This window comes from Lactiplantibacillus paraxiangfangensis, assembly GCF_036246185.1.
GTDB classification, from domain to species: domain Bacteria; phylum Bacillota; class Bacilli; order Lactobacillales; family Lactobacillaceae; genus Lactiplantibacillus; species Lactiplantibacillus paraxiangfangensis.
Window position 1 is genome coordinate 131,853 of the sequence record NZ_BTPW01000002.1, and the last position, 12,427, is coordinate 144,279.

Below are 12,427 nucleotides of genomic sequence, written 5' to 3' on the forward strand. Positions count from 1 at the left end.
TTTAGTGACTTTCCACAAATTAATGTCATCTTTTGTAACAATCGCTATTTTACTTGTTATCTTAAGCACTTAATCGGAGTAAACGGGTGATACCGCCCTTTCCATTAAGAAAATAACGTTTTTAAAACGTAACCCTTTTCATTGATTGACGATGCCCGGTCACCGCTGTAAACTTGTCACCATTATTAAAGAATGATTAGATTATTAGATATAGTCTTAATAATAAAATTGGAGGCTTTGTTTATGCGAAAATATGCCATTATCGGTGTGGGCCACGTTGGCGCCACCATTGCTTATACCCTTGTCTGTAAAGGAATCGCTGATGAATTGATTTTGATTGATACGAACGTTGGAAAGGCCCGGGCTGAACAACTGGACTTACAAGATGCTCAGGCGCGTTTGGATAGCCGAACCATTATCAAAATTAACGACTACTCAGAACTAACGGATACAGATATCCTTTTCATCACTAGTGGCAACATCCACGCGCTAGATCACGCTTCGGGCAACCGGTGGGCGGAATTCGAATACACTCGTAAAATCGTTCAAGACATTGCGCCAAAAGTTAAAGCAACGGGCTTTAACGGTGTCGTCATTGATACAATGAACCCGTGTGACGCCATTACCCACTACTTCCAACGTGCAACCGGGCTCTCCCGGCAACAAGTCTTCGGCACGGGGACCTTTCTTGATACAGCTCGTATGCAAAAGGTCGTGTCCGAAGTCTTCGACTGTGATCCTAAAAACGTGACCGGCTACGTTTACGGCGAACACGGTGAATCCCAATTCAGCGCCTGGTCCACCGTCCAAGTCAACGGGATTCCAATCACTGAACTAGCTAAGACCCACGACCTCGATTTAGACGCGCTAGAAGCTGAAGCACGCCACGGTGGCTGGGCGGTTCACTCTGGGAAGGGCTACACGAGTTTTGCTATCGCGACCTGCGCGGTTAAACTTAGCGAAGCCGTTTTCGCTAACGCCCGCCTCGCCTGCCCGGTATCTGCTTACAGCGACCGTTTTGAAACCTACATTGGACAACCGGCCATCATCGGTAAAGACGGTGTTGAAAGTGTCACGACGTTAGCATTGACTGATGATGAAGAAACTAAATTTCAAGCCTCTGCCGACACCATTATTGAAAAGTTCCACGCTTTCGATGACGTTTTAGCCCATCAAGCCGATCAAAAACAAGAAAAACGTGCATAGGAATACTAGATTAACCCGCGAATTCCCTGAAACGACTGGAAAAAGTCTACTGTCAATGTTAAAATTTTACTAAACAGAACATTCAACACATTAACTATTTAGATGGTGGGATCAAACATGCGACGACAATTAGCGACGCGCCAACGCTGGTTGGTGATTATTCTTTTGACGATTGTTGGGATTGGTTGTGCTCTATTTGGTCGTTGGGGTCAATTACTTAGCGTCATTCTCATTGGGGTAACGCTCACCGTTGTAACGAGTAGTTGTTTAAACTTTTGTCAGTCGCGCGGCTTTAAGCAAGGCAGTGGCATGTTGTTGTCACTGATTATTGTCGCCGGCTACATCCTCGTTATTTTAGGGAGTTACGGTTACTTAAAGGGTTAGCATTCAATCAAAAAGACACTTCAGAAATTTTCTGAAGTGTCTTTTTTAGCCATTAATTTTAAGCACGTTGCCGTTTAAACAGTCGCATCCCGGTAATCGCCGTCGCAATCAAACAGATTACCAGTGACACCATAAAGGCCACACGCATCCCGGAGATGAAGATTTCCGGATGAGCTGGTAAGTACGACGTGACTTTGTACCCCGCTGAACGACTCATCGCTGAGAACAGCACGGTCGTCGCAGCCGAAATACCAATAATCATTCCCAGTTCACGCGCCAACGCGTTAATCCCGCCGGCAACGCCAAGGTCTTTGACCGGTACCGAACTCATCACAATCGAGTTGTTCGGCGCCATGAAGATTCCGTTCCCAAAACCAACGAGACCGATAAAGCCCATGAAGATCCATAACGGTGTCGCTAAGTTGGCCATCATGTAACCAATCTGGCTAATTGAAATCAAAATCAATCCAATAAACGTTAACAATTCTGGGCCAATTTTATCCGAAACCGCCCCTGCAATCGGCGCCACAATGACTTGGACAATCGGGAACGTCATTAATGCGTAGCCCGCATAATTAGCCGCTAAGCCCCGCGCGTTTTCCAAATAAAACGGCGCGATAACGTTGAAGAAAAAGTTAGCTATAAAAATCAACAAAGCACAGAGAATACTGATACTAAACTGCGCATTTTTGAACAACTTCAACGCTAATACTGGATTATCATGGTGTAATTCCACCCGGATAAAGGCGGCCAAGATAATGGCAGATACCGCAAACAACAATAGAATGACGGGTTTCGCAAACCCAATCTCTTGTCCAATGAAGATCCCCGCAAACAGCGTCACCATCAAGACGGCGAACAATCCGGAGCCAAGTTTATCCAGCGGTTGGGCCGTCGTAGTCACGTCTTTTGGTAAGATAATAGCGCCTAAAATAATGGCAACAATGCCAACTGGAATGTTGATCCAGAAAATATAGCCCCAACTTAAGTGGGCTAGAATTAAGCCACCAATCCCAGGACCAGCAATACTTCCGAGCGCAACGAAGGACCCAATCATCCCAAGTGCGCGCCCGCGTTCTTTAAATGGGAACACTTCGGTAATAATCCCGTTATTCGTACTCATCGTCATGGCTGCACCCACCGCCTGAACGGCCCGTGAGACTAGCAGCAAGGTTAGCCCAGAGTTAAATCCTGCCAGCAACGACCCCACCGTAAATAGAACGGAGCCAATTTTGAAGATTCGAATCTTACCTAAGGTATCGCCTAATTTTCCAAATAATAGCAGTAGTGCGCAAATCACGATCAAATAAATCGAAACGACCCATTCCGCTTGATTCATCGGTATGCCTAGGTCCTTACTCATCACTGGTAACGCAATATTAACAATGCTTCCGTCCAGCGTCGACATAAAGGTAAATAGGCAGACCGCCACTAAAATCCACCAGCGGTGCTTTTGGATTTGCGGGTCCGTCGCAAAAGCTGTATTTTTCATATTTTATATTTCTCCCGTTCCATATGATCTAATCGTCGGGTCACCCAGTCATATTGGGCCTGCGCCCGTACGCGTTGCAAGTCGTTCACCAATAACGCGTCTTGAATATCAGCCACTAACATATTGGGATTATGATGAATATGCGTTGCTTGGCTCGCCAAGCGGGTTAGCTGACCACTGATAAATTGTTGAAAATCCGTTAGTACCATGCCGCGTTCCGCCATCGTCAGCAAATGTAAAAAATTGACCTTCATCTGAAAAGTCAATTGGGTTTGCTTATTGAGCGCTACGGGTGCTAGGACTAGCGTGCGAAACCGTTTTTGACCACGAGCCGTAATCGTCGCAAGCTTTTGCGGTCGTTTACTTGGTGTGCGCTTGAAATCCATTGTCAGTAAATCCGCCGCAGCTAACTTATCCATCAAGGGGTAGAGCGCTCCAAAACTGATCGTTAGCTCCTGACCAACCACGCTAGTCAGCGCTTTGCGCAGTTGATACCCGGTCATCGGGTGATCCATCAGCTGGCCAAGAATAAAAAGTTCATACATCGTCCATTGTCACCTATCTTTCGCGTGCTTTAGTATATATATCTTTTAGATATATTGCAAGCTTAGTCACTTACCAAACCAGGCCGCAGGTGACTAAAAGTACCGGCAATTAGCCAAAAAGTGCTATGATAAAGCATACAAACTTAAGGGGGTTAGACACGATGAGTACAATTATGGAAGACCTGCAAGTAGCAGCAAAACAAGCCCACCTCATCAATCTTTATCAGGCTAATAGCGAAGTGGTTTATACCGGTTATATCGATAGTCTGGCACCCGATGGCGTGGTCATGAACACTTACGATGACGCCGGGGTACAGGACGGCGCCGTTTTTATGCGTTACGACGTCATTGACGAAGTCGAAATGATGAGTGAAGACTTAGACAACATGGCGTTTCGACTGGAGAACGCCGCGGCAGAGCGTCTGAATTCAGTGCCACAAGAACCACTCCACTTAGATGACCGGCACGCTGCTTTATCCCAAATCATGGGCAAAGCGGTGGCTAGCCAGCAAGTCGTCCTACTCGTCTTGGCCAATAACGATAAGTACATTGAAGGCCAAGTCACCAACATTAATTCAACAAATTTTGATTTTAAAATGTTCGATAAGTTCAACTTCCGCCACAACGACACGCAGTCGTTAGACCTTGACGCGGTTCAAATTATCGAATTTCGTGGTAACGAACTACTATTAGAAAGTACCTTTGTTAAAACGAAGTACCAGCACGAAGATGCCATCAAAATTTCCGGCAAAGCTGCAATCGCCGAAACTTTGAAACAGGCCCAACAGAAACATCAGCTGATCACGATTCGCTCAGCGGACGGCTCTGACATGTTCTTCGTCGGCTTTGTTAACGCCCTCAATAGCGATAGCGTCTTATTAAACTTAATCGACATGACCGGCCAGTTCGGTGGCTACACACTTTGCCGGCAGTCGTTAATTGAGTCCGTCACGATTCAATCCGACTACTTGCAAACCATGCGCGGGTTCATTGAATTAAACCGGCAATACGAACTGGACGTTCAACCCGTTTTGAACAATGAACGCCTATTCGACGCGACGACCGATTTATTCGAAGCAATTTTACGTCAATCGGGCACCTTCAATAACCTGGTCCACTTAACGACTGAAAATCCAATGTTGCCAGCGATGACCGGTTATCCCGGGGCCATCACAAACGGCCACTTCATTTTCTACAGCGTGGATGAAGAAAATCAAATCAACCACGTTGGCACGTTAATTGAACTTGACCAAGTTGTCGAATTATCCTTCGGTTACATGGACGCTTACCTCTTAGAAAAGCGGCTAAAAAGTACCGGTAACCTTTAAAAATTAAGCTACTAATACCAAAAGACCCGTCAGAAAGTTTGAATTTCTGACGGGTCTTTTTATCTGAGTGCAATTTAAGCTTGACGCATTCGCGTCACTTCACCACTTGTAAAACTTTGGTGCTGACCATTAGGTAACTTCAAGACTAACCCACCCTGATCATCAATGGCGGACGCCATTCCGTTAACCGTTCGTTGTCCGACTTGCAACGTCACTGCACGGCCAAGTACCACCGACTTATCCCGGTAAAAAGGTAAAAACGCGGTCGTCGGGTATTGCTGATAAGCCGCAACTAGTTCGCTGAGTAAGGCCGCCGCTAGCCGGTTGCGGTCCACATTTGCTTGAGGGTCAATCCCCTGAGCAATGGCCGTTAGTTCCCGCGGAAACGTTGCGGTCGTTAGGTTTAAGCCGACACCGACAATAAAGGCGGACGCCGAAGTTGATTCTAATTCCATGCTCGCCTCGGTAATGATTCCACCAACCTTGTGATTATTTAAAAAGATGTCGTTGACCCATTTCATCCCAAAACCTTGAGTTGGGAAAAAGCGTTGCAACACCTTCACAACACTGACAACGACACTGGTGGTCAGCAAACCAACCCGCGACAAGTCGTTACTAGGATTAGGTAAAACTAAACTAAAATATAATCCCGTTTGACTAGGTGAATAAAATGACCGCCCTAACCGACCGTAGCCGGCCGTCTGCTGATTGGCAAAAAAGGCGGCCAACTGCGGTTGCGCGTGCTGGCTTAAAAATTGCTTTGCCAAGTCCTGCGTTGAGGTCGTTTGGTCAGTCACCTGAATCACGCCGTCAAAATCCGTGCCAGCCGCGACTTGAATTGCCAACTCATCCAGTTGTTGGCTCCCCGCATACTGATACCCCCGGTTTTTACGACTCGCAATTTGGTGGCCCCGTTTACGTAACCCGTTAATGGCTTTCCAGACACTTTCGCGACTAATGCCGACTTGTTGCGCCAGCTGGTCCCCAGACAGCCATTCGTCGGGATGGGCCATTAACGTCGTTAAAATTTTTTTCTTTGTTGATACGACCATCATTTTTCCCTCCTAAACCGGAATGCCAAAGTCAACGACACTACGGACGCGGCGGGCAATCACGACGGCTAGTGCCCCCTTGATCAAATCGCCCGGAACAAACGCTAAGTTGGAGAGTAATGCGGCGGGCAAAGCCATGTTCGACTGAATGGCCAACCAGACAGCCCCAACGATGTCGATGAACCCAATTCCGGCAATCCAAACGATCAGTAACTCTCGCCACCAGTTTTGTGTTTCCGCGGCGTGCGTCCGTTGCAATAAGGTGCCGATTAAGACTGGCGCCAGTAACCATGCGACTAAGTAGCCGCCCGTTGGACCGACAAAGACCGCGGCACCACCGCGACCACTCGATAGAATCGGCAATCCCAACGCGGCTAAAGCTAGAAACAGCCCCACGGCAACCGTGCCGTATTTGCGTCCTAATAATTCGGCTGCTAAAAAGATCCCCATATTTTGTAAAATAATTGGTACCGGAATAAAGCCCACCGGAATACCCGGAAAGAAGCCTAAAACAATGATTAGTGCCGTGACCATCGCGGTCTGTGTTAAGTGCTTAATTTGCTGCTGATTCGTCATGCCCCGCACACCCCTTTTATAAATTACTAACAGTTTAAACTAATAGTAACCCATTTTCAATATAGCGGGTTACTATTAGTTTAAAAAAGAACGGCTCCGTTAAGAGTCGTTCCGTTACTTGTAAAACGATTGCGTTATTCTTTGGGAATTCGTTTTTCTACGTGGTATCTGCGTGCGTCCGGCTTAGAACCATCCGCTGCAATCAAATCATCCGCGTAAAACACCGAATAGCCATGATCTTCTTCCAACGGCCGTGCGATTAGTAGCCCACGCTTACGACCGTGCTGTGCATTATAAATATCGGCACTCCGGAGCGCTTGATTAAAATCGTGAGATTCTGAAATCGCATCGCCTGGATTAAAAAGAACGTTTTCATCCATATCGATCAACTCCTTAGGATTGGTACCTTAATTATACACACTTACGTCCCGAACGCGAAAGTTTAAAGGTTGATATCAACGTTATAAGTTAACTTCGAAAGCGTTAAGCCCTTGGTAACTAAGGCGCCGATGAAGTCTTGGGCTTTATCACGCATCTTCGCAACCATGACTTTGTCTTGTTCCGTTAAGAAGGCCGTCAATTCATCACCAGACAACTTAGCTGCTTTTTTATCGGTTTCAGCAACAAATTGGCCCAATTCGATGCGGCATTCTTTCAAGTAATCAATGTTATCTTGAACAAAATCAGCGTAGTGGGTTTCCGTCATCATTGAAACGGTCCGATATAACCAGTAAGCACTCTTAATATCGTACTTCAATGGCGTGTTGGCGAAACTAGGATCAGTTTCAGAAACGTTGGCGTGGAATGGTAAGAATGGTGCAAATGCTGGTGTCCCAAAGGTCATCCACATAATGGCACTTTGTTCTTCGGGCACGTCGTTACGAATCTGCATCACGTGTGAGTTTTGGGTCCGGTTCATTGAAATTGGACGGAACTTTTTGGCTTCCGGCGTGTTCAAGAATGGATCGTACTTCGTTTCGTTGTAGTGTGACCCTAAGACATATTCCACATCGGCAACGGAAATTTTCTTGTCAGCGTGGCAAATGAATGGTAATTCACTAGATTGAGGATCCTGTTCAATTTCTGGATTGAAGTAATGTTGACCGTACCAAACCCGTGGGGTGTTGTAGTGACGGTCTTTTTCATTATCCGTTCCGAAAATATGACGGAAGTTAAAACCTTCCTTATCTGGATTCAAGTGGTTTTCTTCAACGAATCCTTGAATGCCTTCGGACCACATAAAGTTGTCGGGATCATTGAAGTCGACCCATTGGATGGCAACTTGGTTTGCGGCAACCGCGTACGCGTCGTCAGGAATCCGTTGTGCGACCCAGTGATGACCGGTAACAATTTCCATGTACCAAACATCGTTTTTATCGTTAAAGAGGACCCCGTTACCTTCAGGTGAGCCGTACTTAGCAATTAATTTGCCCAAGTATTCAACCCCACCACGAGCGGAATCGATAAATGGTGTCAGCATCGTTGGTAATGAGTCTTCTGCTAAACCGTTTTTAATAAATGGGTCGAACGTCAGAGTATGTTCGTTACCATAAACACTTTCGGTTGAAGAAACCCCAACGTTCTTTTCGTTAAAGCCGTTTTCTTCAAAGACACCCTTTGCGGCAACTTCGATGTTTGGAACGGCTTGGTAACGATAACCGTCTTCTGGTAGTGGTGCAGTAAAACCGTTCTTACCAGAAGTCAGCGTTTCGTGCCGCCCGTGAACTGCTGGGTGAACGATGAACTTTTGTGGCGTAATCGGCATAAAAGTATCGTCGTTACGGGCAATGATCGTGGAACCGTCCACGGTCGCCTTTTTCCCAACTAAAATGGTGGTACATGCTTGTTCGTTCATGTAAACACTCCTCTATTAATCATTATGAATACGTTCTACCACTTCAATTTTACACGCTCTAATTAAAATTGCTAGGTTGATGGAAACGTTAACAAAAATTCTTACGCAATTTTAATGGGTCGTTGTGTCCATATTAATTAATTTCAAAACAAAAAACGATGATTCGCTACTAACTAGCTGAGATCATCGTTCAAGATTAATCTATGGTCCCATTTGTAAGGTCCACGTAATCGTGGCTTCATAAGCCCCCGTTGACATTTGGGGATTGGCTTTTATGACAATTCCACTGTCATGCGATTTATCAAAGGTTTGTTCATACACTTTAGACCCGTCAACGTCGCTAACCGGCTTCGTATTCTGTGAATCTAAGATCGTTACAAGTTGATTTAACGGCAGTTGCCGCGGCCCATCAGCATACCACAAGTAAGGGCTCAAATCTTGCTTGTCACTGTTCTTAGTCGACTTTGTTGCAATTGCCGTTAACGTCCACGGCTTTTGGTCAATGACCCGGCTATCAACGACCGACAGTTTCCAAACATCATTCGACCAAATCAAAGCATTACTTAACGGCAGTGGTTGATTAGGAAAATAAAGATTAGATTTCTGGTTCGTAAAAATGACGTTCTCCATCTTTTTAGTAATCTTCACAATAATATCGTTGGACTGAATATAACCAGGGCTCTTGGCATAAATTGGAATCGCAATCGTCGTTCCCCACGCCTGTGAATTAATAAATGCGGCGAGGTTCTTCTGCGGGCTTTCATACTGCACTTTCAACTGCTCATCATCAACTTGGATTTCAAGGCGCTTGCGCAGATCGTCCATGACCTCAGCATCCGTCGTTCCTTCAGGATAAGATAAATTATCTTCAATATGGAAGGCCGGATTATTTTCAGCTTTGGACATTTTCAGTTGCTTTTGCGACGCTTCGGAAAAGTCACCAAATTGATTGTGTTGCGTAATGGTTATTTCAGGCTTTGCCAACAAATGGTCTTTTAAGTCTGAACTTAAATTTAACGTATATTTTCCATTAGCACCCACTTCCGCCGTTGCATCGCTAATATCACTTCGAATCACACTACCGGGTATCCCAGTTCCTGTAACTTGCGTACTGTCCGGCTTCAAACCATCATCAATAGTCGGTTTTGCCAAGATTCCATCAGTGGTTAAAGTTCCAAAGTAATAGGAGCTCCAGTGATTCGGATCCTGAGTGGTTCTTAATTGATACCCAACGTGCAATGGTAAAAGTGTGCTTAGTTTTGAAAAATCAACATTTACAACATAACTATCCCATTTTTGTAAAGAAACACTCGTATCACTACCAGAATAGACTTCTTTAGTGAAAATTGCGGTAACTGGCTGTTGTTTACCATCACCGGTCATCAAGGATAACCGTGCGTTCGTAATCCTATTGTGATTATCTTGGGCCAGCGCAGCACGGCCTTTCACAAGAAACTTGATTTGCGTCGTTTGTGTTGTTACTCGACCATCAACAACGTGATCTGCGGTAAGTGTACTAAGAACCGCAGATGTTCGTAATTCAATGTCATGTTCACCAAGTGGCACGCCGTTTAATATTGGATTATCGGTATTTTCAGCTGGTTTAAAATACTGGCTGCTACTCATCACACTTTCAAACCCATCCGAATTACCGGCAGCTTGCACATTAAGTGTCATGCCCAGTTGTAACCCTAAAAATAGAACACTAAATAAGCTTCCCCACTTGTTCCATTTCCATTCAACCACTTCGCTGACTCCCCCTATCCATGTCCACGCCAATTACTTTGCTTGTCGATGTCTACGAATAATTAAAATAATCAAAGCAATGACCGCCCCAAAAATCAACGTGCCTAGAACCCCCAACGCAACTAACCAAATTGGCTGGATTTCGCGATGTTCGTTTGACGCACGCCGATATTTTTCCGCGGCACTAGCCGTGATATCAAAATCTTTTTCGAATGTCCAGTGACCCTGCTGATTTTTAGCAGTCATTTTCAAATGGTAGTGCCCGGCAGCTAATTGCTCCGGCGCCATTAAAATTGGGTACCTAAAGACTGAATTCGGTGCCAGCCTGACATCACGCTTGGTTACCTGCTTAACGGTTTTACCAGTTTTGCGGTCAGTAATTTTAGTCTTCAAAGTTAGCTTAGGCACGATGACCGCTGAGACATTTCGTAATATCGGAAAGATGGTCTGATGGCCATGGTCGATTCCCGGCTTAACTTGCGCTAACACTAGTTTCGGCGCGGGTACTTTTCCCAACGTATACTTCATGGCAATCATGTAAGCATACTGGTTACGCACGTTCATGGCGCCGTCAACGTTGCCGGTGACTTGCTCGTCAACTTTTTCAAAATTCCAACCACCCAATAGAACCCCTTGAAAGTCGGTCGTTGGCATTTTAACTTTGGCGGTGACCGTCTTGGTGCCATTCGCCGGTACCGTAACAACAGCGTTCCCATCAATTTTCGTTAACTTAGCTAACGAAAACTTCAATGAAGGATCAAACGTTTTCGCCGCCGTAATGTACTCAATCGCCCCATTTTGATTCGTATAAGCCGTATGAATATTCGTTCGAACTTTAATATCTCGCTTAGTGCTATTATAAATAACCGCTTTAAGCGTCTGTTTCTGTCCCGATTGCATCTTGAGGTCAAAGTACGATTGTCCCGTTTTCAATTGATTGCTCGGTAACTGAGCGGAGACACTAAACCCAATATTATTTTCCGGATTAGTGGATGCGGCGTAACCCACCTGACCACTCACTAATCCCATCACAACGCCAATACCTAAACTGACGATTCCCCAAAATCGTTTTATTTTTTGCATTTTTTACCCCTTGCACTGCGACCTTATGTATAAAAGGTGGCTCAGTTGACCACCTTTTTAGTCTAATTTAACTTTGCGGCTCATCCGCCAACGTCCAATGTAAAGTCGTCTTGTAAGCTTCGGGCTTTGCCGAATTAACGGGAATATTTAATTTAATATCACTAGGATTGAATTGCGCAGCCGTAACCCCGGCCCCCACGCCTTGACTTGCCACTAAGATATCTTGCGCATTATCACCCAGGTTGATTGTCAAATCCTTGGAAACTTTCGCACTGAGATCACCTTGACTGCTATTTTTAACAATGGCTTGCGGCCAAGTCATCGTCGCGTTTTCAATCGTATCCGGAGTAGTCCCGCCCTTTAATTTATCTCCGGCAACTTTGACTTTCCATTTAGCAGCGGCGCCCCGACCATCCGCAACTTCCACGACGAACTTACTGTTCCAATCAAACGGTTCCGCCGACTTCGCTGCAGGTTGATCCTTACTAACCGTTGCAAAATAGCTTTTATTTTGATATAAGTCAATCAACGTCTTGTTATCAGCACCCTGAAAAGTCATCTGGGGCGTCACATAAATCAATGCTGGCCCCTTAGAATCTTTATTTGGGGTAACGTTGCTAGTCGAAGGATTCGTAGTATCAGTCTCACTCGGCGTATTAGGATTAACTGGTGCAATATTAGTATTCGCTGCTTCAAAAGTAATTTGCGCATTCGTTTCACCACTATTACCCGTAGTGGTCCCATCTCCCGCCGCCTGAACATTCATTGGCGCAAGCAGCACTACGACACTAAATAATGCGGACCCAATCATTGCTTTTTTCATGTTTATGCCACTTCTCTTTCTATTAATGGCGTTGCTCTGAAACAAAAAATAGCAAGCACCTTAATTGTGTACAACTAGAGTATAAGTGGCTTCAGGTAGGCTGGCAATAGTCAGCTTGCGCGCCCATTCGCAATCAAAAATAATTTAATTTTCAGCTAAAAATTAATAAATATGTATAATCGCCAGATAATCAAAACAATTGATAATATCAAATATTATTAATATAATTAATCCCTTGAACTAATTTCCAATAAAAGACCTCCTTTTGTAGTTTTGTTTCATGCGGCTATTAGGAGTATCAGCTGATAGCATCAATCCGCACCTATTTTTTATGGCT

At 45.0% G+C, this 12,427-nt stretch carries 12 protein-coding genes; 3 read left to right on the forward strand and 9 right to left on the reverse strand.

The features are described 5' to 3' along the window. The first annotated feature begins 243 nt into the window (after positions 1-243). Both AAA939_RS01640 and AAA939_RS01645 read left to right on the forward strand, forming a co-directional pair. Positions 244-1,206: an L-lactate dehydrogenase gene (locus AAA939_RS01640; protein ID WP_338208076.1), complete on the forward strand. Its 963-nt coding sequence runs from the start codon at positions 244-246 to the stop codon at positions 1,204-1,206. A gap of 117 nt (positions 1,207-1,323) precedes the next feature. Continuing rightward, complete coding sequence (locus tag AAA939_RS01645; protein ID WP_338208075.1) at positions 1,324-1,590, forward strand: hypothetical protein; 267 nt, start codon at positions 1,324-1,326, stop codon at positions 1,588-1,590. Between the two features lie 58 nt (positions 1,591-1,648). On the opposite strand, the gene AAA939_RS01650 is transcribed toward AAA939_RS01645, so the two are convergent. After that, positions 1,649-3,082, reverse strand: coding sequence for an MFS transporter (locus tag AAA939_RS01650; protein ID WP_338208074.1), 1,434 nt, complete (start codon positions 3,080-3,082; stop codon positions 1,649-1,651). Then, positions 3,079-3,627, reverse strand: a complete 549-nt coding sequence (locus AAA939_RS01655) for a PadR family transcriptional regulator (RefSeq protein WP_338208073.1) — start codon at positions 3,625-3,627, stop codon at positions 3,079-3,081. The genes AAA939_RS01650 and AAA939_RS01655 overlap by 4 nt, the downstream gene beginning before the upstream one ends. A 161-nt stretch (positions 3,628-3,788) precedes the next feature. Between AAA939_RS01655 and AAA939_RS01660 the strand changes: the two genes are divergently transcribed. Continuing rightward, on the forward strand, positions 3,789-4,955 hold the full coding sequence (locus AAA939_RS01660) for a hypothetical protein (protein ID WP_338208072.1): 1,167 nt from the start codon (positions 3,789-3,791) through the stop codon (positions 4,953-4,955). 74 nt (positions 4,956-5,029) lie between these two features. Here the strand turns inward: AAA939_RS01660 and AAA939_RS01665 are convergent, their stop codons facing one another. From AAA939_RS01665 to AAA939_RS01695, 7 genes are all read right to left on the reverse strand, one after another. Beyond that, entirely contained in the window at positions 5,030-6,007 is a 978-nt protein-coding gene (locus tag AAA939_RS01665) for a biotin--[acetyl-CoA-carboxylase] ligase (RefSeq protein ID WP_420914913.1), read from the reverse strand. Positions 6,008-6,019: 12 nt separating this feature from the next. Next, positions 6,020-6,583: a biotin transporter BioY gene (locus AAA939_RS01670; protein ID WP_338208070.1), complete on the reverse strand. Its 564-nt coding sequence runs from the start codon at positions 6,581-6,583 to the stop codon at positions 6,020-6,022. A gap of 134 nt (positions 6,584-6,717) precedes the next feature. After that, on the reverse strand, positions 6,718-6,963 hold the full coding sequence (locus AAA939_RS01675; RefSeq protein WP_338208069.1) for a hypothetical protein: 246 nt from the start codon (positions 6,961-6,963) through the stop codon (positions 6,718-6,720). Positions 6,964-7,025: 62 nt separating this feature from the next. After that, on the reverse strand, positions 7,026-8,438 hold the full coding sequence (locus AAA939_RS01680; protein ID WP_338208068.1) for a C69 family dipeptidase: 1,413 nt from the start codon (positions 8,436-8,438) through the stop codon (positions 7,026-7,028). A gap of 201 nt (positions 8,439-8,639) precedes the next feature. Beyond that, positions 8,640-10,184 carry an Ig-like domain-containing protein gene (locus AAA939_RS01685; protein ID WP_338208067.1) on the reverse strand — a complete coding sequence of 515 codons (1,545 nt, stop codon included), beginning with the start codon at positions 10,182-10,184 and terminating at the stop codon, positions 8,640-8,642. Positions 10,185-10,217: 33 nt separating this feature from the next. Then, on the reverse strand, positions 10,218-11,267 hold the full coding sequence (locus tag AAA939_RS01690) for a WxLIP family cell surface protein (RefSeq protein ID WP_338208066.1): 1,050 nt from the start codon (positions 11,265-11,267) through the stop codon (positions 10,218-10,220). Positions 11,268-11,334: 67 nt separating this feature from the next. After that, on the reverse strand, positions 11,335-12,090 hold the full coding sequence (locus AAA939_RS01695; RefSeq protein ID WP_338208065.1) for a WxL domain-containing protein: 756 nt from the start codon (positions 12,088-12,090) through the stop codon (positions 11,335-11,337). Positions 12,091-12,427 lie beyond the last annotated feature (337 nt).